This is a genomic window from Pseudomonas sp. 50_B, assembly GCF_017491625.1.
Lineage (GTDB): Bacteria > Pseudomonadota > Gammaproteobacteria > Pseudomonadales > Pseudomonadaceae > Aquipseudomonas > Aquipseudomonas danubii.
The window spans coordinates 1-26755 of sequence record NZ_JAFGYX010000030.1 but is presented as its reverse complement, the minus strand read 5'-3'; the positions used below and the strand labels follow the sequence as shown (position 1 = coordinate 26755).

The 26755-nt window shown below is 65.5% G+C and carries 27 protein-coding genes; 12 read left to right on the top strand and 15 right to left on the bottom strand.

Annotated features, from left to right (window positions below; all coding sequences use genetic code 11):
• Window positions 1-15 precede the first annotated feature (15 nt).
• A complete protein-coding gene (locus J5M73_RS28170) occupies window positions 16-1641 on the bottom strand; it encodes a methyl-accepting chemotaxis protein (RefSeq protein WP_060838487.1) in 1626 nt (541 codons plus the stop codon).
• Window positions 1642-2108: 467 nt separating this feature from the next.
• On the opposite strand from J5M73_RS28170, the gene J5M73_RS28165 reads away from it, so the two are divergent.
• Window positions 2109-2465 (top strand): DUF6572 domain-containing protein, encoded by a 357-nt coding sequence (locus J5M73_RS28165; RefSeq protein WP_207816638.1) that lies wholly within the window; start codon window positions 2109-2111, stop codon window positions 2463-2465.
• Window positions 2466-2513: 48 nt separating this feature from the next.
• Here J5M73_RS28165 and J5M73_RS28160 read toward each other — a convergent pair whose 3' ends face one another.
• Window positions 2514-2729, bottom strand: a complete 216-nt coding sequence (locus tag J5M73_RS28160; protein ID WP_207816637.1) for a hypothetical protein — start codon at window positions 2727-2729, stop codon at window positions 2514-2516.
• A gap of 107 nt (window positions 2730-2836) precedes the next feature.
• A complete protein-coding gene (locus J5M73_RS28155; RefSeq protein ID WP_207816636.1) occupies window positions 2837-3706 on the bottom strand; it encodes an AraC family transcriptional regulator in 870 nt (289 codons plus the stop codon).
• Between the two features lie 372 nt (window positions 3707-4078).
• Between J5M73_RS28155 and J5M73_RS28150 the strand changes: the two genes are divergently transcribed.
• Window positions 4079-4582 (top strand): zinc ribbon domain-containing protein, encoded by a 504-nt coding sequence (locus J5M73_RS28150; RefSeq protein WP_207816635.1) that lies wholly within the window; start codon window positions 4079-4081, stop codon window positions 4580-4582.
• Window positions 4583-4620: 38 nt separating this feature from the next.
• Window positions 4621-4977, top strand: coding sequence for a DUF6572 domain-containing protein (locus J5M73_RS28145; RefSeq protein ID WP_207816634.1), 357 nt, complete (start codon window positions 4621-4623; stop codon window positions 4975-4977).
• Between the two features lie 22 nt (window positions 4978-4999).
• On the opposite strand, the gene J5M73_RS28140 is transcribed toward J5M73_RS28145, so the two are convergent.
• The 7 genes from J5M73_RS28140 to J5M73_RS28110 form a co-directional block, all read right to left on the bottom strand.
• Complete coding sequence (locus J5M73_RS28140) at window positions 5000-5275, bottom strand: hypothetical protein (RefSeq protein ID WP_102861830.1); 276 nt, start codon at window positions 5273-5275, stop codon at window positions 5000-5002.
• Between the two features lie 63 nt (window positions 5276-5338).
• Window positions 5339-6061, bottom strand: coding sequence for a hypothetical protein (locus J5M73_RS28135; protein WP_243433969.1), 723 nt, complete (start codon window positions 6059-6061; stop codon window positions 5339-5341).
• A gap of 145 nt (window positions 6062-6206) precedes the next feature.
• Entirely contained in the window at window positions 6207-7280 is a 1074-nt protein-coding gene (locus J5M73_RS28130; protein WP_242553942.1) for a 2,3-butanediol dehydrogenase, read from the bottom strand.
• Window positions 7281-7368: 88 nt separating this feature from the next.
• Window positions 7369-8481: an acetoin dehydrogenase dihydrolipoyllysine-residue acetyltransferase subunit gene (locus J5M73_RS28125; RefSeq protein ID WP_207816632.1), complete on the bottom strand. Its 1113-nt coding sequence runs from the start codon at window positions 8479-8481 to the stop codon at window positions 7369-7371.
• Window positions 8481-9494, bottom strand: a complete 1014-nt coding sequence (locus J5M73_RS28120) for an alpha-ketoacid dehydrogenase subunit beta (RefSeq protein WP_102861834.1) — start codon at window positions 9492-9494, stop codon at window positions 8481-8483. The genes J5M73_RS28125 and J5M73_RS28120 overlap by 1 nt, the downstream gene beginning before the upstream one ends.
• A 30-nt stretch (window positions 9495-9524) precedes the next feature.
• Window positions 9525-10502, bottom strand: a complete 978-nt coding sequence (locus J5M73_RS28115) for a thiamine pyrophosphate-dependent dehydrogenase E1 component subunit alpha (protein WP_060838476.1) — start codon at window positions 10500-10502, stop codon at window positions 9525-9527.
• Entirely contained in the window at window positions 10480-11580 is a 1101-nt protein-coding gene (locus tag J5M73_RS28110; protein WP_207816631.1) for an NAD(+)/NADH kinase, read from the bottom strand. Before J5M73_RS28110 ends, J5M73_RS28115 begins: the two co-directional genes overlap by 23 nt.
• 355 nt (window positions 11581-11935) lie before the next feature.
• Here J5M73_RS28110 and J5M73_RS28105 point away from each other — a divergent pair, with 355 nt between their 5' ends.
• Window positions 11936-13804, top strand: a complete 1869-nt coding sequence (locus J5M73_RS28105; protein ID WP_060843040.1) for a sigma-54-dependent Fis family transcriptional regulator — start codon at window positions 11936-11938, stop codon at window positions 13802-13804.
• An 816-nt stretch (window positions 13805-14620) separates the two neighbouring features.
• Here the strand turns inward: J5M73_RS28105 and J5M73_RS28100 are convergent.
• Complete coding sequence (locus J5M73_RS28100) at window positions 14621-15634, bottom strand: AraC family transcriptional regulator (RefSeq protein ID WP_060838473.1); 1014 nt, start codon at window positions 15632-15634, stop codon at window positions 14621-14623.
• A 171-nt stretch (window positions 15635-15805) separates the two neighbouring features.
• Between J5M73_RS28100 and J5M73_RS28095 the strand changes: the two genes are divergently transcribed.
• Both J5M73_RS28095 and J5M73_RS28090 read left to right on the top strand, forming a co-directional pair.
• On the top strand, window positions 15806-16657 hold the full coding sequence (locus J5M73_RS28095) for a 3-hydroxybutyryl-CoA dehydrogenase (protein WP_060838472.1): 852 nt from the start codon (window positions 15806-15808) through the stop codon (window positions 16655-16657).
• A complete protein-coding gene (locus J5M73_RS28090) occupies window positions 16650-17246 on the top strand; it encodes a TetR/AcrR family transcriptional regulator (protein WP_207816629.1) in 597 nt (198 codons plus the stop codon). The genes J5M73_RS28095 and J5M73_RS28090 overlap by 8 nt, the downstream gene beginning before the upstream one ends.
• A 3-nt stretch (window positions 17247-17249) precedes the next feature.
• Here J5M73_RS28090 and J5M73_RS28085 read toward each other — a convergent pair whose 3' ends face one another.
• Together J5M73_RS28085 and J5M73_RS28080 are read right to left on the bottom strand one after the other, a co-directional pair.
• The gene (locus tag J5M73_RS28085) at window positions 17250-17885 is read right to left on the bottom strand and encodes a response regulator transcription factor (RefSeq protein ID WP_102861840.1); all 636 of its coding nucleotides are present in this window, start codon (window positions 17883-17885) and stop codon (window positions 17250-17252) included.
• Complete coding sequence (locus J5M73_RS28080; protein ID WP_102861841.1) at window positions 17882-19771, bottom strand: PAS domain S-box protein; 1890 nt, start codon at window positions 19769-19771, stop codon at window positions 17882-17884. Before J5M73_RS28080 ends, J5M73_RS28085 begins: the two co-directional genes overlap by 4 nt.
• 180 nt (window positions 19772-19951) lie before the next feature.
• On the opposite strand from J5M73_RS28080, the gene J5M73_RS28075 reads away from it, so the two are divergent.
• The 5 genes from J5M73_RS28075 (at window position 19952) to J5M73_RS28055 (ending at window position 25414) form a co-directional block, all read left to right on the top strand.
• Window positions 19952-21574: an acyl-CoA synthetase gene (locus tag J5M73_RS28075; RefSeq protein ID WP_207816627.1), complete on the top strand. Its 1623-nt coding sequence runs from the start codon at window positions 19952-19954 to the stop codon at window positions 21572-21574.
• 212 nt (window positions 21575-21786) lie between these two features.
• Window positions 21787-23559 (top strand): acyl-CoA dehydrogenase C-terminal domain-containing protein, encoded by a 1773-nt coding sequence (locus J5M73_RS28070; RefSeq protein ID WP_207816625.1) that lies wholly within the window; start codon window positions 21787-21789, stop codon window positions 23557-23559.
• 120 nt (window positions 23560-23679) lie between these two features.
• Window positions 23680-24093, top strand: a complete 414-nt coding sequence (locus tag J5M73_RS28065; RefSeq protein ID WP_115582011.1) for a hypothetical protein — start codon at window positions 23680-23682, stop codon at window positions 24091-24093.
• A gap of 50 nt (window positions 24094-24143) precedes the next feature.
• Window positions 24144-24749, top strand: a complete 606-nt coding sequence (locus J5M73_RS28060) for a hypothetical protein (RefSeq protein ID WP_207816624.1) — start codon at window positions 24144-24146, stop codon at window positions 24747-24749.
• Between the two features lie 50 nt (window positions 24750-24799).
• On the top strand, window positions 24800-25414 hold the full coding sequence (locus J5M73_RS28055; RefSeq protein WP_207816622.1) for a hypothetical protein: 615 nt from the start codon (window positions 24800-24802) through the stop codon (window positions 25412-25414).
• A 68-nt stretch (window positions 25415-25482) separates the two neighbouring features.
• Here the strand turns inward: J5M73_RS28055 and J5M73_RS28050 are convergent, their stop codons facing one another.
• A complete protein-coding gene (locus J5M73_RS28050) occupies window positions 25483-25668 on the bottom strand; it encodes a DUF2188 domain-containing protein (protein WP_207167366.1) in 186 nt (61 codons plus the stop codon).
• Window positions 25669-25760: 92 nt separating this feature from the next.
• Window positions 25761-25967: a DUF6021 family protein gene (locus tag J5M73_RS28045; protein WP_207816620.1), complete on the bottom strand. Its 207-nt coding sequence runs from the start codon at window positions 25965-25967 to the stop codon at window positions 25761-25763.
• Between the two features lie 164 nt (window positions 25968-26131).
• Between J5M73_RS28045 and J5M73_RS28040 the strand changes: the two genes are divergently transcribed.
• The gene (locus tag J5M73_RS28040; protein ID WP_207816619.1) at window positions 26132-26752 is read left to right on the top strand and encodes an HAD family phosphatase; all 621 of its coding nucleotides are present in this window, start codon (window positions 26132-26134) and stop codon (window positions 26750-26752) included.
• Window positions 26753-26755: the final 3 nt, after the last annotated feature.

Genomic DNA, 26755 nt, shown 5'->3' with positions numbered 1-26755 from the left:
GGCAAAAAACCGCGCTCAAACCTTGAACCGTGCCACCAGCCGGTTCAACTCAATCGCCAGATTGGCCATCTCCCCACAGGCACTGGCCGTCTGGCTGGCCCCCGCCGAGCTCTGGATCGACAGCTCGCGAATGCTGGTCAGGTTCTGGTCCGCCTCGCGCGCCACCTGGGCCTGCTCTTCCGAGGCGGTGGCAATCAGCAGGTTGCGCTCATTGATCTGGGTGATCGCCTGGGCAATCTGTTTGAGCGACACATCAGCGTTCTGCGCCACCGAAATCGAGCTGTTGGCCATCTCCGCGCTGACATTCATGGCACTCACCGCCTGGGTCGAATCGGCCTGGATCGCGCTGATCATCTGCTCGATTTCCTGGGTCGACTGCTGGGTGCGGTGGGCCAGGGCCCGCACTTCATCGGCCACCACCGCAAAACCCCGGCCCTGCTCACCGGCGCGGGCGGCTTCGATGGCGGCGTTGAGGGCCAGCAGGTTGGTCTGCTCGGCAATCGCGCGAATCACTTCCACCACTTTGCTGATGTCCTGGGCCCTGCCGGACAGCGCCTTGACCTGCTCGCCGGTGCTGGCCACGTTGCCGGCCAGGCCTTCGATGGCCTTCAGGGTCTGGGCCACGTTCTCGATGCCGGAACGGGTGAACTCCATGGACTCGCGGGACGACTGCGCGGCCGCTTCGGCGTTGCGTGCCACCTCGTCCACCGCGGCGCTCATTTCAGTCACCGCGGTGGCTGCCTGGCTGACTTCATCGTTCTGCCGCACCAGCCCGCGGCTGGCGTCTTCGGTCACCGCGGTCATTTCTTCCGAGGCCGAGGCCAGTTGGGTCGAAGAGTCGGCGATGTGGGCGATGGTTTCCCGCAGATTGCTCTGCATCTTGGCCAGGGCGGCCAGCAGGCGACCGGCTTCATCGCGGCCATTGACCCCGATCTCCCGGGACAGGTCGCTGCCGGCGATGCGCTCGGCCACCGCCAGGGCATCGCCGATGGGCGCGGTGATGCTGCGGGTCAGCACGGTGGCCAGCACCACGGTGAGCACCACCGTTACCCCCATCAACACCAGCACCAGCGTCAGGCCGCTGTTGTACACCGACGAAGCGGTGATCCCCGCCTGCCTGGCGCCCTCGTCATTGAAGTCCGAGAGCTTGTCCATCTTCTCCTGCATGGCGTTGGTCATGGGGCTGATGCGGGTGTTGATCAAGGTGATGGCCGCGGCGTTGTCACCGCTGCGCAGCAGCGGCTCCAGCTCGTCCACCAGCTTGAAATAGGCCTGTACATCAGTCGCCACCGCCTGGTACAGCTCACGCTCCGCCGGCCCGGTGATCAGGGGGACGTACTGGCTGATGGTGTTCTGCAGGGTGCTTCGATAACCGCTCAAGGAGGCGATGCGGGTCTGGCGTTGTTGTTCGTCGGTGGTCACGGTGATGCGGATGCTTTCCAGGCGCAGGCGCAAGATGCCGGTCTTCATCTTGCCGATCTCGCGGATGCTGGCCATCCAGTTGGTCTCGACATCCTGCTCGGAGTCTCGCAGCTTGCCCATTTGCAGCACCGCGACCATGCCCAGGGCGAACACCACCAGGACAATGAGCGAGAAAAAGGCGGCAGACCTTGGTGCAAGATTCATTGTCCTGACGTTCATGGTTTATCTCTCTAATAGAATGGTCGGTACTTCCCTGCTGTCATTCCACGCTATCGACTGAGTGTCAGAGAGCTGCAAACAAGCCGACGACTGGGGTAGCGGCCCACCCCGCACGGCAACGTCGATACTCACTCGGGTCAATCCAGGCCTGTCGGGATTGCAGGCCACACTCCGTCCTCCTGCGCCCATGAACCGCCTCCCGGGCGGGTGAGCATCAGTTAAGTCGAATAACGCGGCCCGCGCCGTCTCGATGCTTCGGGGCAATGGCACCTGGTGCCCGGCGTCTATCCACCGGGGGGCCTAACAAGCCATAGCAGATGATGGCATTTTGTCACTGCCGTCGATCCGACCGCTCTTGAAAACCGCTCGGCCAGGTTGCGCCTGAACGGGGCAAAAACCGACTGCCCACTGAAGAATCCAGCCGCTACGGCATACAATCCCGCCCTCAACCGCCTGAAGGATCAGCCATGTCCATCACCAACCCAACAGTCATCGATATCTGGGCAATCCCCAAATCCGCGCCCGACAGCCTGCTGTTGATCATGGTCGACCCTCTCGAATGGGGTGACGAAGCGGCGCACAGCGAGCACCTGCTCCTGCTGCAGGAGAAGATCAACACCTACATCACCTTTATCGAAAGTGAGGAGATCTACCGCGAAATTCCCGATGCCTGCGGCAAGCAGCTGATGATCCGGGTCCTGGGTTTGCACGAGCTGCCCGAGCAGGTCGATTGGTTTTTCAAACGCATTGGCGAGATCCTCAACGAGCGCGGCATTGGCTTTGATTTCGAGCTGAAAGTGACCGAACAGGCTCCCGGCCTGTAGCCCGCCAGCTGCGCGCTGCCCCTCGGTCGAGCAGCGCGCAGCACCACCTTATGCCGGCAGGATCAGCCCCCGGTTAAGCGCAATGAAATCCACATGCCGCTCATGGGAAAAGCCCTCGATCACCTCTTGCAGGTGCACATGCTCCCGCCCATTGAGCGCCATTTCGTTGGCCGCATTGATCAAGAAAACACCCAGCGCCCTGAGTGTGTCCGGCTCGGCGAGAATCGAGATCTCGTCCAGCTGGATGCCCTGCTCACTGCCCACCGCGGTTCCCTGAACGCTAAAGCGTTTCAACGTTGGCAAAGGTCGAACTCCTGTACCCGAAGGTCATGCTCAAATCGAGGTCATGGGCAAGGTTTGACCCATCCCCACTACTGCAAGGGCACATAAATATCCGTCAGCCACTGCTCCAGTGGGGTCTGCGGATAAATACTCAGGTATTCAAAGAACATCGGCTGATCCCGCAGCTCCTCGCCACTGCCCGGCAGCCAATCGCGGTAGATCGGGTAGACGCTTTCACCGATGTGATCCGGCGAGCCCACATGCCGCACCACCGCATAGCGGCCACCGGCAATCTGCATCTCGCCAATACCCGCCTCATTGGCCACCACCGCCTCATGAATCTCGCCGCAGATGGCAAAGCGGAATTCCTGCGGCGCCGTGGTATCGGGGTTGTTGAAGGGAATGCCAAAACTGCGACTCGATGCCACCGGCGACTGCCCGCTCTGCATCCGCCAATCGATAAACCTGCGCACGCTTTCATTGACCAGCTCGGCAGGCCCGCAGTGCTCCAGCGCTGCAACCCGGGTGTCGGCAAAGTCCACGATTCGTACCTGCATGATGATGCTCCTGGAAAAATGAGGGATGGCAAATACCGCATTCCAGACCTGCCAGTTCGGCTGCTTCCTGAACGCACTCGGGCTCATGCCGAACGCCCGCCTGAACGCCCTGGAAAACGCCTCGGGGCTTTCGAAACCAGCGCCGAGCGCGGCCTCCAGCACCGAGTAGTCCGCCCGGGACACCAGGCGATGGGCCGCACCGCGCAAGCGCATCAGTTGCACATAACGTGCAACCGGCACGCCGACGAAAGCGGTGAATTGCCGATGGAAGTGAAACTCGGAGAAGTTCGCCACCCGGCTCAACGTCTTCACCGACAGATCGCCTTCAAGGTTCTCATTGATGTAGGCCAGTACCGCGTTGAAGCGTTTGGCGTAGGCGGCGTTGATCGACAGGTCAGGCACTGGGCAAAGGCTCCGGGAATAACGGTAGGCACAGGATCGGCTATCCCGGCAGGCACGCGCCTAGCCGCTCTTGCTCAAGGTGCACCCGGGTGGTTCGTGGCAGCCGCTCGGGGAAACAGCCTTGAATCACCCCGCGCCGTGATTGTCCTCATCATTCGACAGCAAGCCAATGGCCTGCCGCGCCAGCAACACAAAGGCGCTCCTGTTTGATAATGGCAGCTGCTTCGACCGAGCGGCCGCTTGACCTCACTGGCCGCTACCGCACACCAGGCCGCTCGCATGATGGTTTATGGCGTCGCCGCCAAAGAACGGATATTTTGCAGCCCCCCGTTCAGCGGGAGCATTACTCACACCTCAACACAAGGAGTTGCAATGGGCATCTCGCTCCCCCTCTGGCTCATTCTCACGGCGATTACCGCTTACGCGGCCAGTACACGTGGGCGCTCGGGGCCAAGATGGTTTGCAATCGGGCTGTTCTTTCCGGGTGTCGCCCTGCTTGCCCTGTGGTTGATGCCCCGGCTGGCCAAGACCGGCGTTGACGCGCTGGTGCATGAAGATCTGCGCCCTTGTCCTGCCTGCGGCCAGGACATCAAGGCCAACGCCTCACGATGCAAGCGCTGCGGCGCCGACGTGGAGCCTATTGCCTTGAGGGAACGCAGCGGATGGGTGGCCCGCATCACCCCGCAAACCGATGAAGACTTTGCGCGCATGGCGGCCCAGATGGGGCTCATCGACATCCCCACCATTCTCGATGAACCACCGCACCTTTTTGCCGGCCCGTTCGAAGAAAAGGCCGAGGCACAAAATACCCTCAACTACCTGAAGTCCGAGCATGGCCTGGATGGGCTGGTGACCTGGCGCTCAGTGACCCGGTAAATGGAATGCTTGCCAGCCGACCTCGTTAAGGATCAGACGTGTCCATCACCAATCCCAAAGTCATCGATTTCTGGGCAATTCCCAAAGACCCGCCCGACAGCCTGTTGCTGGTGATGACCGACCACCTCGAATGGGGCAGCAAGGCTGAACAAGGCGAACACCTGCTGTTGCTGCAAGAGAAAATCAACAGCTACATCGCCTTCATCGAAGGTGGCCAGATCTACACCGAGATCCCCGGCGCCTATGGCAAGTACCCGATCATCCAGGTCGTAGGCTTGTATGAACTGCCCGAGCAGGCCGAGTACTTCATGGCCCGGGTTACCGAAACCCTGAATGAGGTGGGCATTGGCTTTGAGTTCGAACTGCGGGCCGACGAACGGATTCGCAACATGTAACTAGGCCGAGCAATGCGCTGCCTCAGGCAGGCTTGATCAGCGCCCGGTTGAGGGCAATCACATCCACATGCGCCTGGTGCGAGAAGTGCTCGATCACGTCTTGCAGGTGCACGTGCTCCAGGCCATCGGCCGCCATGTCAGTTGCAGCCTTGATCAGGAACTCACCCAGCGCCCTGAGCGTGTCCGGCTCGGCGAGAATCGAAATCTCATCCAGTTGAATGCGCCTGTCGCTGCCCACAGCGGTGCCATGCACGGTAAATTTTTTCAGCGTTTTCAACGATTGAATGCCTGTATCCATGGGTCATTTTTGAGGGGTGAGTCCGCAGCGAAAACCAGCGCCTGCAAAGCTATGGTCGGCCCCTTACTGCACCGGCAGAAAATTCATCAGCAACAGACTCTGCGCATAATTGAACCCCACCCGCCGATAGCGCTCATCCAGAATCTGCGTCAGCAAATCCAACCGCGCCACAATCTTGCCAAACTCCACGGCAAAACTCAGGTTGCTGCCCTCCTCGGAAATCTCGTTGGAGAACAGCAACAGCACGCCATTGGCATCCTGGCGCTGGCTCAGCAGCCAGGTGGCTTTTTCAATATTGCGCGCCGCATTGCTGATGAACTGCGGATCGATGGTATCGGTCATGTAGAACTCGGTCCGCCCGCCATGGGCGGTGACCAACATGCTGCCAATGGCATAGATGAAGGCCCCGACCCGATCCCCCTCAAACTCCGGGCTCAAGGAATAACTCAGGGCCGCCAGGTCGCGGCGATCTCCCAGGGCCGGCAGTGGCTGGCGTTTTTCAATGGCGTTGCGGATCTCGCGCTGGGCCGTGGTGCCGTCGGGGAACCCCGACTTGCGCCACTGGCTGGGATTGCGCAGGTAGAGCTTGCCCATCAGCAGGTACAGGCTCTGCAGGTTGTCGCGCATGCCAATGGTGGCCATGCGATCGACACTGGTCTGGAAGAATTCGTCAGGCTTGCCTTCACGAAACTGTTTGGCGATATCGCGCCCTTGCTGCTGGGTGCAGGCCGTGGTGCCAAGCATCAGCAGCGCCACCAGGAACAGGCGCGTAAAGCGGGTTTGCATCATGCAAGAAGAGGGAGCGTAGGCCATCGGCACCGGGTCGAAATTCACGGGCTGCGGCGGGGATCGGCGCGGCCAGGCCTGGTGATAGAACGCAAAACTGTAAAAAAGTGCGATGGCCGCTGCCGACCATCGCCAAATCGCTCACTCAGGAGCGTCGCAACTGACCGGGGGACACGATGATCTTGACGTTGTGTTCCTTGTTGTTGACCAGTTCCTCGAAGCCCTGGCCGACGATCTCTTCCAGCTGGATGCGTCCGGTCACCAGCGGCGCAATGTCCAGCCGGCCATCGGCGATAAAGGCGATCACATCGGCGAACTCACCGTTGTAGGCCAAGGCCCCGAGCACCTGTTTCTCGGTGGCCACCAGTTCGAAGAAGTTGAACTCGCTGGGCTCTTCGAAGATCCCCACCAGCACGCATTTGCCGGCCTTGCGGATCAGGTCGATGGCCAGCTTGGCGGTGTGCTTGTTGCCGATGCACTCGAAGCTGACATCGGCCCCCAGCCCGCCGGTCAGGCGCTTGACCTCGGCCAGGGCGTCGCATTCCTTGGGGTCGAGCACGTGGGTCGCGCCCACTTCCCGAGCCTTGGCCTTGCGCGCGCCGGACATTTCCAGGGCGATCACCTGGGCCGCGCCGGCAGCCTTGGCGCACATGATGGTGCACAGGCCGATGGTGCCGGCGCCGACCACCACCACGTTCTGCCCCAGCAGGCTGCCGGCTTTTTTCACCGCGTGCATGCCCACCGCCAGCGGCTCGATCAAGGCCCCGGCCTCGGCGGGAAAGTTCTCCGGCAAGGCGTACAGCAGGTTGGCCGGCACGTTGACCAATTCGGCGAAGGCGCCGTTGTTCATCAGCCCGGTAAAGGCCAGGTTTTCGCAGATGTTGTACAGCCCATGGGTGCAGTAGTAGCAGGTGCCGCAGTGCTGGCAGGCGTCGGCGGCCACCGGCTGGCCGACACTGAACCCCTGGACCCCTTCGCCCAGGGCGACGATCTCGCCGCAGAACTCGTGGCCGAGGATGCACTGGCCCTTGATCCCGGTCAGCGGGTGCGGCGCGTCCACCGGAATGAACACCGGCCCGGCCACGTATTCGTGCAGGTCGGAACCGCAGATGCCGCACCAGTCGACGCGGATCTGCACCCAGCCGGCGGGCGGCGCGTCGGGCAGCGGTACGTCTTCGACGCGGATATCGTGGCGGCCATGCCAGACCGCGGCGCGCATGCTCGGAACGGACTTGAGGGAAACACTCATCTTGGCTTCTCCTGATTGTTATAGGACTGCGACGGCCCCCTGGCCGCCGCAGCACACCTCAGTGCTGGCGAATGAAGTCGAGGATCAGGCGGTTGACCTGCTCCGCCGCTTCCATCTGCAGCATGTGCCCCTGCCCCGGCAGCACCTCGATCTGCGCCTTGAGATCGGCGCTGTGGCTCGCCGGAATGATCCGGTCGTCGCTGCCCCAGATCACCAGCACCGGCTGCGCGCCGTCCTGCACCACCGGGCGCAGGTCGGCCTGCTGGCGGCCGTCGGCGAACAGCGTGCCGGCCAGTTGCCCGAGGGCGTCCTGCACCCCTTCCAGGCGCTTGTACTTGAGCATGTCGTCGAGCATCTGCCGGTTCACCAGTTCGGCGTTGGAGAACAGCTGCACCAACTGCGGCTTCAGCGCGTTGCGGTTGCTGGCCTCGACAAAGCCTTGCAGGTAGTCGCCGTTGATCTCAGCGCCCAGCCCGGCGCTGCCGATCAGGGACAGGGTGCGCACGCGGTCCGGCGCCAGCCGCGCGGTGTTGAGGGACACCGCGCCGCCCATGGAATGGCCCACCAGATGGGCCACGGGAATCTCCAGGTGATCCAGCAGCGCCAGCAGCACCTCGCTCAACTCACCCAGGTCGCCCCGTTGCAGGGCCTTGGCCGATTCGCCGTGGCCCGGCAGGTCGAGGGCAATCACCCGGCGCCCGGCAGCCAGGGCTTCGTGGTTGAACAGCCAGTTGTTGAGGTCGCCGCCAAAGCCGTGCACCAGCAGCAGCGGCGTACCGCCTTCACCGCGCTCGAAATAGCGGATCAGGCGGCCGCCCAGTTCGACCTTCTGCGGCGCCGGGCCGCTGTCTTCGTCGGCGCTGTCGCCGGGCACGAAGCTGGCCTGGAACTGCGCGATCACCGCGTCGATCTCGGCGTCGCTGGCTTCGCCTTCGACCACGATGCCCAGCAGCGCGCCCACTGCCAGGGTCTCGTCCTGGCGGGCGATCTGCCGGCGCAGGATGCCGGAAAACGGCGCCTCGACGCTGCTGGAGATCTTGTCGGTTTCCACGTCCAGCACTTCATCGCCCTTGCTGATGCTCTGGCCTTCTTCCTTGAGCCAGGCATCGACCCGGCCCTCGGTCATCGACAGGCCCCACTTGGGCATGGTCAGGGTATGGATCTGGCTCATCAGCGGCTCCACTCGATCACGGTGAGCACGGCTTGTTCGATCTTCGCCGCGTCGGGGATGTACAGGTCTTCCAAGGCGTCGGAGAACGGCACCGGCGTGTGGGGCGCGGTGACCATTTCGATCGGTGCCTTGAGGGAGGCGAAGGCTTTCTGCGCCACCAGCGCCGAGATGTCGGTGGCCATGGAGCAGCGCGGGTTGGCTTCGTCGATCACCACCAGGCGCCCGGTCTTCTCCACGCTTTCCAGGATGCTGTCTTCGTCCAGCGGGCTGGTGGTGCGCAGGTCGATGACTTCGCAATCGATGCCGCGCCCGGCCAGGGCACGGGCGGCATCCAGCGCGGTGTTCACCGTGCGCCCGTAGGACACCAGGGTCACGTCCTTGCCGTCGCGCAGGAAGTTGGCCTCGCCGAAGGGAATCGCGTAGGACTCTTCCGGCACATCACCCTGCAGGCTGTAGAGCATTTTGTGCTCGCAGAAGATCACCGGGTCGTTGTCGCGGATCGCCTGGATCAGCAGGCCCTTGGCGTCGTAGGGCGACGACGGGCAGACCACTTTCAGCCCGGGGATGTGGGTCCACAGCGAGGTGAGCATTTGCGAGTGCTGGGCCGCGGCGCGCAGGCCGGCGCCGACCATGGTGCGGATCACCAGCGGGGTCTGGGCCTTGCCGCCGAACATGTAGCGAAACTTCGCCGCCTGGTTGAGGATCTGGTCCAGGCAGCAGCCGGCGAAGTCGACGAACATCAACTCGCACACCGGGCGCACGCCACGGGTGGCAGCCCCCACTGCAGCGCCGACGTAACCGATCTCCGACAGCGGGGTGTCCAGCACCCGTCCGGGGAATTGATGGTAGAGGCCTTTGGTCACCCCGAGCACACCGCCCCAAGCGTCGTTGTCGCCGGGGGCGCCGGCACCGCCCGCCACGTCTTCACCCATGATGAACACGCTGGGGTCGCGCCGCATTTCCTGGGCCAGGGCTTCATTGATGGCCTGCTGGTAACTGATTTTTCTCGCCATGATGGTGGTCTCTTGTTGTTCTGTGGGGCGTTATGGGTAAGCGACGTACACATCGCTCAGCAGATCGGCGGGGCTCGGTTTGGGGTCGGACTTGGCCTTGCGCACCGCGTCTTCGATCAGCGCGTCCACGTCGGCATCGATCTGGTCCAGCTGGCTGGCCTGCACCAGGCCCGAACGGGTGGTGCGCTCGCGGAATTGCATCAGGCAGTCGTTGTGCTCGCGGTAATGCTTGACCTCGTCGGGGGCGCGGTAGGTCTGGGCGTCGCCCTCGAAGTGGCCGTAGTAACGGGTCAGCTTGACCTCGATCAGCGACGGCCCCTCCCCGGCCCGGGCCCGTTCCACGGCGGCGCCGGCGGCTTCGTGCACGGCGAAGAAGTCAAAACCGTCCACCGTCACCCCGGGCATGCCGAAGCCGGCGGCGCGGTCGGCGATGTGGTCGCACGCCACCGACCAGTTGGAGGCCGTGGCCTCTGCGTAGCCGTTGTTCTCGGCGATGAACAGGCACGGCAGGTTCCACACCGAGGCCATGTTCATGGCCTCGAACACCGCGCCTTCGTTGGAGCCGCCGTCGCCGAAGAACACCACCGACACGCCGTCGGTGCCTTGCAGCCGGGCGGCCAGGGCAGCGCCCACCACCAGCGGCGCCCCGGCACCGACGATACCGTTGGCGCCGAGCATGCCCTTCTCGAAATCGGCGATGTGCATGGAGCCGCCCTTGCCCTGGCAGACCCCGGTCTTCTTGCCGTAGATCTCCGCCATCATCCCGTAGACGTCCACGCCCTTGGCGATGCAATGGCCGTGGCCGCGGTGGTTGGAGGCGATGCAGTCGTCGTCGCGCAGGTGGGCCATGACCCCGGCGGCGGAGGCTTCTTCCCCGGCGTAGAGGTGGACGAAACCGGGGATCTCGCCGGTGGCGAATTCCACGTGCAGGCGTTCTTCGAATGCGCGGATGGTGCGCATCACCCGGTAGGCGTGGAGCAACTGGTCAGTGGTCAGGGGTGTCGACATTTTTATTCTCCAGGGTGTCTTCGGACTGAAGGTTCACGGGGTGTTGCCGGTGATGGCGGTCGATGGCCAGCAGGCGCTGGCGCGCCGCGTGGGCCAGGACCGCGTTGACGTCGATGCTCAGCGGGCCGCCGGCATCCAGGGTGACCGTGGGCCGGTCGTGGGGGTTGAATTCGATCTCGCGCTCGCCATCCAGGGCCAGGGTGCCGGCGCTCAGGCACAGCGGCTGGGGCTCATTGGGTTGCAGGTAGCCGGCCTCCAGCACGCCGCAGCCCTGCAGCAGGCCGGGGGCCAGGGGCACCAGCAGCGCTTCGGGGGATTGCGGGTCCAGGCGCATCCAGGCGCCGTGGGGCTCCTGGCGGGTCACCGGCAACCACAGCCCGCAGAGCGCGGAAATGCCGATGGACTGGGGTTCGGCGAAGGTCACGAAGACCTCGGCCAGGTCGCTGCCACGACTGATGGCCCGGGCGCCGACGAAGGCCAGGGGCGACACCGCCACGTCCACCAGGGCCACTTCGCACAGGCCTCGGGCCGGCTCGCGCACCAGCAGGCGCTTGTTGCGCCGCAGGGCGATGTCGGCCGGCACCCGGCCGCTGGCGTAGAGCCCGCCGGCCAGCCCGGCGCTGGTGGCTTCGCGCAGTTCCGGAAAGGCGTTGTTGGTGCCGGTGGACAGGGTCAGGAGCGGGATGTCGCCAACCTCGGCAGCCACCGCCTTGTGGGTGCCGTCGCCGCCAAGCACGGCGATCAGCGCCACCCCGCGCTCGGCCATCCAGCGCGCGGCCTGGCGGGTGTCCTCGACGCTCTGGCGCAGGGTCAGGTCGAGGAACTCCAGGGCCGGCCAGTGCTGCTCCCGGGCCTGGCGGCTGCGGCTGTTCTTCTGCACCGCGGCGGCGATGCCGGTCATGTCGGTGGGCATCAGCACCTGCTCGATGCCGGTGGCGCCAAAGGCCGCCAGCAGACGCTGGATTACCGAGACCTTGTCGGTGCTGGAGAACAGCCCGGCGTTGGCGGTGAGGCGGCGCACATCACGGCCCGAAGCCGGGTTGGCGATGATGCCGACGGTCAGGGGGCGGCGGTTCATGGGCTCACCACGGGCGGAGCACAGGCAGGAGAAAACATCGGGCACCTCGTTCTTATTCTTCGATGGGCCAGTCGACGCGGGTTGCCGGGGACTGGTTGCCAAGGGCCAGAGCAAGGCCGGTGCCAGTTGTCGGAAAATCTCTGAAAAAGGCCGTTCCAGAGCGGCTGACAGGCTTGCTGCGACGCGTTGAAACCAGCCGCCCGTGAGACGTCGCATGTCAGGCTGCACGGGGCCTGGGCGAGACCTTGAGACGTTGCGTCTCACTGCCGTCCCGGCGGCGTTCGGTGCTTGTCCAGGGCGGCGGATCGGCGCTTAATGCGCCGACAACGATAAGAAGCTGCAACCGGAGGCCTTCATGCTTTCCGCACATTCCAAAGCCCATGTGGACTGCGTCAGCCGGGTCCTGAAAAACGCCGCGCACCTGCCCCAGGCGCCGGTGCCGAGCCTGATCCTCGACTCCTGGCGGCGCTCCATGGAGCAGCACCAGCTGGACCCCGGTTCGCTGCAGGGGCCGCGCATCCTCTCGGAAAACGTGCTCAAGGAATGCCGCGAGCGCTCCGAGCTGTTCCTGCGCATTGCCAGCGAAGAAGTGGCGCGCCTGCATGGCCGGGTGCGCGACGCCGACTACTGCGTGCTGCTCACCGACGCCCAGGGCCAGACCATCGACTACCGGGTGGAATCCACCTTGCGCAACGACTGCCGCAAGGCCGGGCTGTACCTGGGCACCTGCTGGTCGGAGGGTGAAGAAGGCACCTGCGGCGTGGCCGCGGTGCTCACCGCGCGCACGCCGATCACCGTGCACAAGCGCGATCATTTTCGTGCCGCCTTCATCGGCCTGACCTGCTCCGCCGCCCCGGTGTTCGATCCCCAGGGCGAGCTGCTGGGGGTGCTGGACGTATCGGCGGTGCGCTCCCCGGATGACCGCCGTTCCCAGCACCTGATCCGGCAGATGGTGGTGCAGAGCGCCCGGGAGATCGAACAGGCGTTCTTCATGAACAGCGCCCAGGGTTACTGGGTGCTGCGGGCCCATGCCAGCCCGGGTTATGTCGACAGCCAGCCGGACTACCTGCTGGCCTGGGACGACGACGGCTGCCTGCGGGCGCTGAACCCGGCGGCGCGTCATTACCTGCTGCGCCGCTATGGCCAGTTGCCGCAGCACATCACCCAGGTGTTCGACCCGCAACTGTTGCAACGCGCTCGGGACGAGGTCCTGTGCCCGCTGTCCGCCGAGCTGCATGGCCGCTTGCAGGCGCCGCGCCGGCCGCCGAGCCGCCCGCGCCTGAGCCTGGCCGGCGAGTCGCTGGACCCGCGAGTGGAACAGAGCCTGCGCCTGGCGGTGCGGGTCAAGGACCGGCATCTGCCGGTGCTGATCCAGGGCGAGACCGGTTCCGGCAAGGAAGTCTTCGCCCGCCAATTGCACCAGGCCAGCCAGCGCCGGGACCGGCCCTTTGTCGCGGTGAACTGCGCGGCGATTCCCGAGAACCTGATCGAGAGCGAGCTGTTCGGCTATGTCGCCGGGGCCTTTACCGGTGCGTCGAACAAGGGCATGCAGGGGCTGCTGCAACAGGCCGATGGCGGCACCCTGTTCCTCGATGAAATCGGCGACATGCCCCTGGCCTTGCAGACCCGCCTGCTGCGGGTGCTGGCCGAGGGTGAAGTGGCGCCGCTGGGGGCCGCGCAACGCAAGGCGGTGGACATCCAGGTGATCTGCGCCACCCACCGCGACCTGGAAGCCCTGGTGGCCGAAGGCAGCTTTCGCGAAGACCTGTATTTCCGCCTCGGTGGCGCGCGCTTTCAACTGCCGCCGCTGCGCGAACGCAGCGACCGGCTGGCACTGATCACCCAGATAGTCGAAGAGGAATCCAAGCGCTGCGGCGCGCCGGTGCAACTGGGCAATGCCGCGCTGGAGTGCCTGCTGGGCTACCGCTGGCCGGGCAACGTGCGGCAACTGCGCCACGTGCTGCGCTACGCCTGCGCCGTGTGCGAAGGGCCGCTGATCCAACTGCATGACTTGCCCGAACAACTGCGCGGCACAGCAGCCGAAGGCGCCCTGCCCGCCCAGGAAAGCGCCACCAGCCCCGAACGCCAGGCCCTGCTGGATGCCCTGGTGCGCCACCGCTGGAAACCCGTGGCGGCGGCCAAGGCCCTGGGCATTTCCCGCGCCACCCTGTACCGCCGCGTGCAGCAGCACGGCATCCAGATGCCCGGCCGCAGCCCGGTCTAACCCCAATGAAAACCTGTAGCCGCTGCTGAGCCCGCGAAGCTGCGCAAAGGTCCGCAGGGCCTTGCCTGGCGACCTCCCGCCGAATCTTCAGCGCCTTCAAAATCCCCGCGTCTCCTGCGGAGCCGTTCGCAGCCTGCGGCAGCGGCTACAGGAACCGCCCCTGCGATCCCTGCGGTCTGTGTAGCCGCTGCTGAGCCTTGGCGAAGCTGCGCAAAGGCCCGCAGGGCCTTGCCCGGCGGTCTCCCGCCGAATCTTCAGCGCCTTCAGAATCCCCGCGTCTCCTGCGGAGCCGTGCGCAGCCCGCGGCAGCGGCTACAGGAACCGCCCCTGCGCCCCCCCTGCGGTCTGTGTAGCCGCTGCTGAGCCTTGGCGAAGCTGCGCAAAGGCCCGCAGGGCCTTGCCCGGCGATCTCCCGCCGAATCTTCAGCGCCTTGGAAGTCCCCCCGCGTCTCCTGCGGAGCCGTTCGCAGCCTGCGGCAGCGGCTACAGGAAGCGGCCCTGCGATCCCTGCGGTCTGTGTAGCCGCTGCTGAGCCTGCGAAGCTGCGCAAAGGTCCGCAGGACCTTGCTTGGCGATCTCCCGCCGAATCTTCAGCGCCTTCAAAATCCCCGCATCTCCTACGGAGCCGTGCGCAGCCTGCGGCAGCGGCTACAGGAAGCGGCCCTGCGATCCCTGCGGTCTGTGTAGCCGCTGCTGAGCCTTGGCGAAGCTGCGCAAAGCTCCGCAGGGCCTTGCTTGGCGGTCTCCAGTCGAATCTTCAGCGCCTTGGAAGTCCCCCGCGTCTCCTGCGGAGCCGTGCGCAGCCTCCGGCAGCGGCTACAGGGTGGGGTTGAGGCGGGCGCGGTAGCGCCCGGGGCTTTCGCCGGTCCATTTCTTGAACGCGCGGTGGAAGGCGCTGGGCTCTTGAAAACCGGTGAGTTCGGCAATCTCGCTGATGCTGACGTGGGTGCGGCGTAGCAGTTCGACGGCGACGCCGCGGCGCACTTCGTCCTTGATCTCCTGGTACGAGCCGCCCTCGCGCTCCAGGCGCCGGCGCAGGGTGCTGGCGCTCATCTGCACTTCGCGGGCGAAGGCTTCCAGGGTCGGCCACTGGCTGTAGTGGCTGCCCCGCAGGCGTTGGTGCACCTGGCGGGTCAGGCCGTGCTGGTTGCGAAAACGGATCACCAGCCATTGCGGGGCGCTGCGCAGGAAGACCTTGAGCGAGGCCAGGTCCTGGACCACCGGTAGGCGCAGGAAGCGGCTGGCGAATTCGATCTCGGTGCGCCCGGCATTCCAGCTCAGGTTGCTGCCCCACAGCAGCGCATCGTCGCTGAGGCTCAGGCGGGAATGGCGAAAGTCGGCGCGGTCGATGGGGATCCGCCGCCCGCCCAGCCAGCACAGCAGGCTGATGATCAGCACCAGCAGGGTTTCTTCGGCGTAGTGACCGCGCAGCGGGTCGGCGCAGTGGCTTTCAACGCTGATCACCGCGCGCTTGCCGCGCACGCTGAGGTGGGCGCCGACGTCCCGTAAAAACAGGCCAAAGTTGTTCAGGCACTGGCGCAGGGCCTTCTCCAGGTTGGGTTCCTGGATCAGTCCGCGGCAGATCAGGGCAAAGGCCCCCGGCGGCATGCCCCGGGAGTCGAGCTGGAAGAATTCGTCCTGCAATTCGCGGATCTGGATCAGCCACAGGGCGGCAAAGGCGCTGCCGGGCACCCGCGCCCGGGGCTGGTCGAGCAGCGCCGGGTCGATGCCGGCCTCCCTCAGCACCGCCGCCAGCCGCTGCGGCTGCTCACGCAGGGCGTGGGTCATCACCCGGACAAAGTAGACCGCGACCGAATCCGTTTCACGCATGTAGAGGCTGTGCTCCCGTAGCAGGACCTATGGCAAAAAACGCCAGCACCCTTGACCGCTTTCGGCATAGGCCGGCCACCGTGTGCGGCTCTAGACTCGCGCTGGATAACGCGCTGGGCAAGGCAACTGCGCCATGCTCCGCGAAGGCCATGAACAAAGGAAGAGCTGAAGATGAATCTTGCGAATATCGGGGTGATCGGCGCCGGCACCATGGGCAACGGCATTGCCCAGGTCTGCGCCCAGGCGGGCTTCGACGTGACCCTGCTGGACATCGCCCAGGGCGCCCTGGAAAAGGCCCTGGCCACCATCGGCAAGAACCTCGACCGGCAGGTGAGCAAGGGCACCCTGAGCGAAGGCGACAAGCTCGCCGCCCTGGGTCGGATCCGCATCAGCACCGACTACAGTGCGCTCAAGGACGCGCAGCTGGTGATCGAAGCCGCCACCGAGAACCTCGACCTCAAGCTCAAGGTGCTGCAGCAGATCGCCGCCCAGGTCAGCGCCGAGTGCGTGATCGCCTCCAACACCTCGTCGCTGTCGATCACCCAGCTGGCCGCCAGCGTCAGCGCGCCGGAGCGTTTCATCGGCTTGCATTTTTTCAATCCGGTGCCGGTGATGGGCCTGATCGAGGTGATCCGCGGCCTGCAGACCAGCGACGCGACCCACGCCCTGGCCATGAATATGGCCGAGCGCCTGGGCAAGACCGCGATCACCGCCGGCAACCGCCCGGGTTTTGTGGTCAACCGCATCCTGGTGCCGATGATCAACGAGGCGATCCTGGTGTTCCAGGAAGGCCTGGCCAGCGCCGAGGACATCGACGCCGGCATGCGCCTGGGCTGCAACCAGCCGATCGGCCCGCTGGCCCTGGCCGACCTGATCGGCCTGGACACCCTGCTGGCGATCCTCGAAGCCTTCTACGACGGCTTCAACGACAGCAAGTACCGCCCCGCGCCGCTGCTCAAGGAAATGGTTGCCGCCGGTTACCTGGGGCGCAAGACCGGTCGGGGTTTCCATCACTATGGCTGAGCGCTGCTCACGCTTTGCCGAAAGCCGCGACAAGGCCCTGGAGCTGTTCGCCAGCAAGGGCTTCGGCCAGGTCGGCATGCGTGAGCTGGCGAGCCATCTGGGGCTGACCCCGGGCTCGCTGTACCACCATTACCCGAGCAAGCAGCACCTGCTGCTGGACCTGATCGAAGAGTTCTTCGATGAGCTGCACAGCACCCTCAAGCGCCTGCAACGGCGCAAGTTGCAGGGCGACTGCCTGCCGGCGCTGATTCGCGCCCACCTGAAGCTGCACCGGGAGTTGCCGCGGCATTTTCGCCTGGTGGAACGTGACAGCGGCTGCCTCAATCCCGACCAGCAACTGCGGGTCGGGCAATTGCGCGAGCGTTACGAGCAACAGCTGCTGCAACTGCTGGGCACCCCGCCCAGCCTTGGCCCGCAAGCCCAGCGCGCCGCCGCCCATGCCCTGGCCAACCTGCTCAACAGCGCCCCCAGCTGGTTCAGCGAGCAACCGCTGGCCGAGCGTGAACGTGAGGCGCTGCTGGAAAACCTGCTCAGCGGCGCCATCGAGCGCCTGCTGGGTGGCGCACCGCTGCACAGCGCGGTGGCCTGAGCCTCAGCGCAGTTGCAGCGGGTCCACCAGGCCGGCGGCAATCGCCATGCCCACCAGTTGCGGCAGGTGCTCGGCCTGCATGCGCTTCATCACCCGTGAGCGGTACAGGTCGATGGTCTTGACGCTGACCCCCAGCTGTTCGGCGATCTCGCGGTTGCTGTAGCCCTGCACCAGAGGCAGCAGCACGTCCTTCTCCCGCGGCGTCAGGCTCTCCAGCAGCGCCTGCACCCGGGCCTGCCCGGCGCTCTGGTGCTGATGACGGTCGGCGCGGCTCAGGGCCTGCTGCACGCTGTCCAGCAGCAGCTGTTCGTTGTAGGGCTTCTCGATGAAATCCACCGCACCGGCCTTGAAGGCACGGACCACGATGGGCACGTCGGCGTGGCCGCTGACAAAAATCAGCGGCAGGTGGATATCGCGCTGGCGCAACTCTTCCTGGACATTCAGCCCGCCCATGCCGGGCATGCGCACATCCAGCAGCACGCAGGCATTGAGGCTGGGGTCGCAGTGTTCGAGAAACTCCCGGCCGCTAGTGAAGGGCACGGCCTTGAGCCCCACCGACTCCAGGAGCCAGACGGTGGAGTCGAGCATGCCCGGGTCGTCGTCAACCACGTACACCAGCTGCTGCGCCTCACTTGTCATTGCCTTGCTCCTGTTGTCGGGTGGGAAGTTGCATCGGGATCGGCCGGGGCCGTGGCCGGCAGGTGGCAGCACATCGTCAAGCCACGCTCCTGGAGCTGAGCCTGCAAGTCGCCACCAAAGCCTTCGACGATGCTGCGGCTCATGGACAGTCCGAGCCCCAGGCCATTGGCCTTGCTGGTGTAGAACGGGGTGAACAGCTGGGGCAACTGCTCGGCAGACACCCCGGGGCCCTGGTCGCTGACGCTGATCCGCACCCCGCCCTCGGCCGCCGCTTCGGCGCCCAGCACAATGTGCGAGCCTTGCTGTGGATGCACTTCGCGATTGGCTTCGATGGCGTTGCGCAGCAGGTTCAGCAGCACCTGTTCCAGCAGCACCCGGTCGGCGTACACCGGCGGCAGATTATCCGCCAGGCGCAGCTCGATCGCCACCTGACAGGACTGGGCTTCCCAGGCACACAGGCGCACGGTTTCCCGGGCCACTTCGGCGATGTCCAGGGCCTGCACCCGGCGCCCGCCTTTGCGCAAGAAGGCCCGCAGGCGCTTGATCACTTCGGCGGCGTGGGTCGCCTGTTCGGCGATTCGCTCCAGGCCCTGGGCGACCTTGCGGACCGCCTCGGGCTGGGTGTCCAGGGCTTGCAGGTAACGTTGGCTGGCATTGGCGTAGTTGACCACTGCGGCCAGCGGCTGGTTGATCTCGTGGGCGATGCCCGAGGCCAGTTCGCCCAGGGTCACCAGCCGCGCGCTGTGGGCCAGTTCGTCCTGGTGATGGCGCTGCTGGGCCTCGCGCAGTTCGCGCTCGCTCTGGTCGTGGGCCACCAGGGAATAGAAGCGCTCGCCACTGGCCGCGCGGTGGGCCAGGAGCATCAGCGACACCGGCACCGAACTGCCGCCCGCCGGCGGTTGCAGGCGTGTCTCGACGCTCCAGCGGCCGCTGCGCTCGGCACAGCTCCAGCCTTCCTGTTGCAGGCTCTGCAGCACTTCCTGGCTGAGGATCGCCGCCAGCTCCGGCATCGCCTGCCCGGCGGCAAGCCCCAGGGTGCGCCGCGCGGCCGGGTTGAGGTAGGTCACCGCGCCGCCGGGCTGGATGAACAGCACCGGGTCGGGGTTGGCCTCTACCACTTCGGCCAGGCGCCGCTTGTTCTCTTCGGCCTGGACCCGGGCGGTGATGTCCCGGGACACCGCCACCACTTCCACCACGGTGCCGGTGTAGGTGTCGCGGATGCCCCGGCAGGCGGTTTCGAACCACAGGTAATGACCGTCGCGATGGCGGATGCGGTAGGTCATGGTGTGGTAGCCGTCTTGCTCCAGGGCGTCGCGGGTGCGCTGCATCAGCCCGGCCAGATCCTGACTGTGGAACAGGCTGCGGGCCAGCAGCCCGCGCAGTTGTTCGGGCCAGTAGCCCAACAGGGTCCAGGAGGCCGGCGAGGCATCGAGGAAGGTGCCGTCCGGGGTGTGCCGGGAAATCAGGTCGGTGGTGTTTTCGGTGATCAGCCGGTACAGGCGCCGGGCCCGGGCCGACTCGCGCTCGGCCTGGACCTGGGCGGTGGCCTCCTGACAGCGCGCCAGCACCCGCTGGTGCAGGGGGTCGGGAATGAAGCTCCAGAGCAGGATGCGTTCGCCCCACTGGGCTTCCACCTGTTCGATGGCACGCTGCTGCTCCAGGCAGGCCCGTACCAGGGCCGGGTGGTTGATCGGCAGCAGGGCCGCGAGATCGCCAGTGGCCGCATCGTCCAGCCATTGGCGCAATGCCGGGTTGAGGTCCAGCGGCTGCGCCTGGGCGTCCAGCAGCAGGCTCGGTTGCGGGTCGTGGCCGAGCCAGGGCGAGTCCGGCAGCTGGCCTTGGCGCTGTAGCTGCAACCAGCGGCTCAGGTGGGTGGAGGTGGGCATGGTCGATCAACCTGTGGGTGGCAACAGCGAAGATTCAATATAGTACAACTACTATACAACTCAGGCAGTACTTCCATATCAATCGACAAACAGTATATAAAAGACCCCGGATAAGTCACCGAGCGCCTGTAAAAAGCCTCGGCCAATAGAGCTAATAATCAGCCACCGGGTACCCGAACCATGTCCATCTACGAGCAAGGCCTCGCGCCGTCTGCCGTCAACCATATCGCCCTCTCCCCCTTGAGCTTCATCGAACGCACCGCTGCGGTTTACCCCGATTATCCGGCGGTGATCCACGGTTCGATCCGCCGCACCTGGGCCCAGACCTACAGCCGCTGCCGGCGTCTGGCCTCGGCCCTGGCCGGGCGCGGTATCGGCAAGAACGACACGGTGGCGGTGATGCTGCCGAATATCCCGGCGATGCTCGAAGCGCATTTTGGCGTGCCGATGATCGGCGCCGTGCTCAATGCCCTCAACGTGCGCCTGGACGCCGAGGCCATCGCCTTCATGCTGGCCCACGGCGAAGCCAAGGTGTTGATCGCCGACCGCGAGTTCCATGAGGTGATCCACGCCGCCGTGGCCATGCTCGACCACCCGCCCCTGGTGATCGACCTTGACGACCCCGAGTACGGCGAAGGCCAGCCGGTCAGCGATCTGGACTACGAGGCCTTTCTCGCCGAGGGCGATCCGGAGTTTGCCTGGCAGTGGCCGGACGACGAGTGGCAGGCCATCGCCCTGAACTACACCTCGGGCACCACCGGCAACCCCAAGGGCGTGGTCTATCACCACCGCGGCGCCTACCTCAATGCCCTGGGCAACCAGATGACCTGGGCCATGGGCAACCACCCGGTGTACCTGTGGACCCTGCCGATGTTCCACTGCAACGGCTGGTGCTACCCCTGGACCGTCACCGCCCTGGCCGGGGTGCATGTGTTCCTGCGCCGGGTCGACCCGCAGAAGATCCTCAACCTGATCCGCGAGCATCAGGTCACTCACCTGTGCGGCGCGCCCATCGTGCTCAATGCCCTGGTGAACATGCCGGATTCGGCCAAGGCGGCCATCGACCACCCGGTCAACGCCATGGTGGCCGGGGCCGCGCCACCGGCCAAGGTGATCGGCGCCGTGGAGGAGATGGGCATCAAGGTCACCCACGTCTACGGCCTGACCGAGGTCTATGGTCCGGTGACCCTGTGTGCCTGGCACGCGGCCTGGGACGAACTGCCGCTGGAGCAGCGGGCGCAGATCAAGTCGCGCCAGGGCGTGCGCTACCCGACCCTGGAAGGGGTGATGGTGGCCGATCCGAAAACCCTCGAACCCATGCCCCGGGACGGCCAGACCATCGGTGAGATCTTCATGCGTGGCAATACCGTGATGAAGGGCTACCTGAAGAACCCCACGGCCACCGCCGAAGCCTTCGAGGGCGGCTGGTTCCACACCGGCGACCTGGGGGTGACCCACCCGGACGGCTACATCGAAATCCGCGACCGGCTCAAGGACATCATCATTTCCGGCGGCGAGAACATCTCCACCATTGAGCTCGAAGGCGTGCTCTATCGCCACCCGGCGGTGCTGGAAGCGGCAGTGGTGGCCCGGCCCGACGAAAAATGGGGCGAAACCCCCTGCGCCTTCATCACCCTCAAGGCCGATCACCAGGACGTGAGCGAAGCCGAGATCATCACCTTCTGCCGCGAACACCTGGCGGGCTTCAAGGTGCCGCGCACCGTGGTCTTCAGCACATTGCCCAAGACCTCCACCGGCAAGATCCAGAAGTTCGTCCTGCGCGACCTGGCGAAAAACCTCTAGCCTGACTGCACCAGACCCAGCTCCCGAGGGAGCTGGCTTGCCAGCGCAAAGCGCTCTGACGGCCCCAACACCCACAGGGGCCGGCTTGCCAGCCAAGGCGCTGGCAGCGACGCCTTCGCCGGTCAGTCGGCTCCTACAATGGGTTGGTGCGGTCATTTTCGATTCATGCGGCCACGGCCGTTCAACCTCCCCTTTTGCCCGAGGTTCCTGCAATGCCCGAATTCAACGCTCCGCTGCGCGATATGCGCTTTGTCCTGCATGAAGTGTTCAACGCGCCCAAGCTCTGGGCCCGTCTGCCGGCCCTGGCCGATACCGTGGACGGTGACACCGCCGACGCCATTCTCGAAGAAGCGGCCAAGGTCACCGGCAATCTGATCGCCCCGCTCAACCGCAGCGGCGACGAGGAAGGCGCCAGCTGGCACGCCGGGCAGGTACGCACCCCGGCCGGTTTCAAGGAGGCCTACAGCACCTATATCCAGGGCGGCTGGGTCGGCCTGAGCGGCAACCCGGCCTACGGCGGCATGGGCATGCCGAAGATGCTCGCGGTGCAGTTCGAAGAGATGCTCTACGCCGCCAACTCCAGCTTCGCCCTGTACTCGGCCCTGAGTTCCGGGGCCTGCCTGGCCATCGACGCCCACGCCAGCGAAGCGCTCAAGCAGCTGTACCTGCCACCGATGTACGAAGGCCGCTGGGCCGGTTCCATGTGCCTGACCGAGGCCCACGCCGGCACCGACCTGGGGATCATCCGCACCCGCGCCGAACCCCAGGCCGACGGCAGCTACCGGATCAGCGGCAGCAAGATCTTCATCACCGGCGGCGAGCAGGACCTGACCGAAAACATCATCCACCTGGTGCTGGCCAAGCTGCCGGACGCCCCGGCCGGGCCCAAGGGCATCTCGCTGTTCCTGGTGCCGAAGATCCATGTCGACGCCAACGGCGTGCTCGGCGCGGCCAACGCGGTGAGCTGCGGTTCCATCGAACACAAGATGGGCATCAAGGCCTCGGCCACCTGCGTGCTGAACTTCGACGGCGCCAGCGGCTGGCTGATCGGCGAGGCCAACAAGGGCCTGGCGGCGATGTTCACCATGATGAACTACGAGCGCCTGTCCATCGGCATCCAGGGCATCGGCTGCGCCGAGAACTCCTACCAGAACGCCCGCACCTACGCCCGCGAACGCATCCAGAGCCGCTCCCCGGCCGGCCCGGTGGCCAAGGACAAGATCGCCGACCCGATCATTGTCCACCCCGATGTGCGGCGCATGCTGCTGACCATGAAGGCCATGACCGAAGGCGGCCGGGCCTTCGCCAGCTACGTCGGCCAGCAGCTGGACCTGGCCAAGTTCGCCGACCAGCCCGTTGAGCGCCAAAACGCCGAAGCCCTGGTGGCGCTGCTGACCCCGGTGGCCAAGGCCTTCTTCACCGACACCGGGCTGGACAGCTGCGTGCTCGGCCAGCAGATCTTCGGCGGCCACGGCTACATTCGCGAATGGGGTCAGGAGCAACTGGTGCGCGATGTGCGCATCGCCCAGATCTACGAAGGCACCAACGGCATCCAGGCCCTGGACCTGTTGGGGCGCAAGGTGGTGGGCAACGGCGGCGTGGCCCTGCGCCTGTTCACCGGCGAGATCCGCGACTACGCCTACCTGCCCGGCGCCGCCTACGCCGCCGAACTGCTGGACGCGGTGCAGCGCCTGGAAGACCTCAGCGACTGGCTGCGCGAGCAGGCGGCGCAGAACCCCAATGCGGTGGGCAGCGCCTGCGTCGAATACCTGCAACTGTTCGGTTACGTGGCCTATGCCTACCTGTGGGCGCGCATGGCCCAGGTAGCCGAGCACAAGCGCTCCGAGGACGACGGTTTCTACGGCGCCAAGCTGGCCACCGCGCGCCTCTACTTCAGCCGCCTGCTGCCGCGCATCCTCAGCCTGGAGCAGAGCATTCGCGCCGGCAGTGACTCGCTGTTCGGCCTGGACGCCGAGCACTTCTGAGGGCCTGGGCAGGGCGCCCGCCGCCCTGCCCCGTGCCGGTAAAAAAGCCGCGCCCGCAGGTGCAAAACCTCGGGCGCCGCTGCATACTCCGCGCACCCGAGCACCGCCCAAGGAAGAAACGTGTTGGCCCCCGCCCTGATCGTCGCCAGCTCAGCCATCGTGCTGCTGCTCGGCAGCCTGCACCTGATCTACACCTTCGCCAGCGACAAATTCCAGCCCCGAGATCCGGCCCTGGCCGAACGCATGCGCCAGGTGTCGCCAATGATCAGCGGCCAGACCAGCCTGTGGCGGGCCTGGGTCGGCTTCAATGCCAGCCATAGCCTGGGGGCGATGTTGTTCGGCCTGGTCTATGGCTACCTGGCCTGGCTGCACCCGGTCCTGCTGCTGGAAGCCCGCGGCCTGCTGCTGATCGGCCTGGGCTTTCTCGCCAGCCTGTGGCTGCTGGCGATCCGTTACTGGTTCCGTATTCCCCTGGCGGGCATCAGCCTCGCCCTGGTGCTGTTCGCGGCTGCCTGCGGTTTGCTGTTCGTCTGAATCCAACCCACCACTCCCCCTCGTCGGTCCTGTCATTTTAGAGTTCCTTCATGTCCCGCCTGTACACCCTCTGGTCCCGGCTCTACTACCCACTGTGCTGGATCGCCGTCGCCGCGCCCCTGGCCAGCATGATCCATTGCAACCTGAACCTGATCGTGCCCCGGGAGGTCGGCGGCACCTTGTTCGGCGGCTCCATGGGCTTTGTGATGTACCTGGGCGGCTGGGCCCTCAGCGTCCTGGGCCTGGTGCTGGCGCTGCTGACCCGGGTGCCCGGCGCGCGTCTGGCCTGGATCGTCGCCGGGCTGGCGCAGTTGCTGCTGGGCCTGTGGTGGCGGATCAACTACCCGGATGATTTCGACGGCAACCTGCTCTTCAGCATCCAGCCCCGAGAGCTGGACTATGTGATGGTCTTCGGCTTCGCCCTGGTCTACAGCGGCGTCTACCTGTTGCGTCAGCAGCGGCTCAAGCCGCGTCCACCCGCCAATGGCAATCTGCTCGCGCTGCGCACCCTGTGGGCCCTGGTGCTGGCGGCGACCTTCATCCTCCCACCGCTGCTGGCCATCACCCGCAAGCCACTGCCCTATTGCGCCTTCGACCGGGCCGGCAATCAGTTGAGCGTGTGCCTGGGCCCGGGCACCCGGGTGATTGTCGACTGAACGGCCCCCTGACTTCATTCCTCCTTTTCTTGACCTTGATGAGTGTGCCCATGTCTCGCCTGTTTACCCTGTGGTTGTGGCTGTACCGCCCCCTGTGCTGGATCGTCGTCGCCATCCCGCTGTCGGTGATGCTGTTGTGCGACGTACAGATGATGCAACCGCGGGATGTCAGCGGCACGCTGTTCGGCGGGGGCATGGGTTTTCAGCTGTACCTGTTTGCCTGGGTGCTGTGCCTGATCGGCCTGGTCCTGGCCCTGCTGACCCGGATGCCCGGCGCGCGCCTGGCGTGGCTGCTGGCCGGGCTGGTGCCCTTGCTGCTGGGGGCCTGGTGGCGGCTCACCTACCCGGATGATGAAGATGGCAGCCGCTCCTTCAGCCCCCAGGACTGGGAACTGGACTACATGATGGGCATCGTGTGCCTGTTCGTTATCAGCGGCCTGTACTTCTACTGGCGCCGACGCCTCGTCTCACGGCCCGCCGCCACCAACGCCGATGTGCTGTTTCTGCAGACCCTGTGGGCGCTGGTCCTGGCGGCGGCGTTCATCCTCCCGCCGCTGAGTTTCATCAAGCAGCAATCCCTGCCCCGCTGCGCGTTCAACAAGGCTGGGGAGCAATTGACCGTGTGCCTGAGCGATGATCCGAACGAGCAGGTCATTGTCGACTGACCCGGCGTTTGCAGCAGCCCGGACAGAAAAAAGCCCCGAACCGATCGGGGCTTTTTTTCTGCCGGCTGCTATCGACGCTGGGTGGCCGGTGCCTCCCTGCGCACCGGCAAGGCGGCGGCAAAGGCCAGGGCTTCTTCCCGGGTGCCAAAAGTGGCGAGCCGGTCACCCGGGGTGCAGACCTTCCAGGGGCCGTGGTTGACGCTCAATACCTGATAACCGTTGATCTGCAACTTGTTCAACAGTGGCGTACTCATGGACACCTCCTTTTTGTCAGCGTGCCTGGGGCTTGGCCGTTTTACCTTACACCCGCAGAACCATCCGGCGACGGCCGCATGTCGGCGCTCGGTCATTTCCTCAGGTTGGCCAGAGGGTCGTAGGCGCGCGAACGCTTGCGCTGATGCTCGGGTTCGGGCTGATCCAGGGGCGCCCTGGCCGGGCCCACCGGATCGACCTGGGGGTCGGCGAGGTCTGGCGAATCGGGGTCGAAACCCGGGTCGTGGTGATTCGAGGCGTGCTCGGACGAGCGCGGCCCCGTGGGGGGCTTGGCAGCCATGGTCAGCTCCTGTGCTAGCCCGCAAAAGGACGGGGACAGCCGTTGGATCGCGATCCGTTCCCAGGGTGCCGGCCAGCGGACCAATGGCCACCGGCAAATTGCATTGCACGGCGCAGCGTCGCAGGATGACGCCCTGATCCACAACCGCTGAAAAGGAAGTGCTGATGACGATTCGTGCCGTGGTTTTCGATTTTGGTGGCGTGCTGTTCGACTGGAGCCCGCACCACCTGTACCGCCAACTGATCCCCGACGACCAGCGTCGCCAGTGGTTCCTCGACACCGTCTGCACCCAGGCCTGGAACACCCAGCAGGACGCCGGCCGGCCCCTGGCCGAAGCGACCCGCAGCCTGGTGGCCGAACATCCCGAGCATGCGCCGTTGATCGAGGCCTATTACGGGCGCTGGCCGGAGATGCTCAAGGGACCGCTGGAGGAAGGCGTGGCCCTGCTGGAGGACCTGCACCAGGCGCAGATGCCGCTGTTCGGGTTGACCAACTGGTCCCAGGAAACCTTTCCCTATGCCTGGGAGAATTACCCGTTTTTGCAGAAGTTTCGCGACATTGTGGTGTCGGGGCAGGAGCGGCAGATCAAGCCCGATGCCGAGATCTATCACACGGCCTTGGGGCGCATTCGTGCGCATTTGCCGGGGGTGGCGCCTGAGGAGTTGGTGTTCATTGATGATCATGCGCCGAACATCGTCGCGGCCAGAGCGTTGGGGTGGCGGGCGATTCATCACATGGCCGCGGGGGAGACGCGGCGGCAGTTGGGGGAGTTGGGGGTGGTTTGAGTC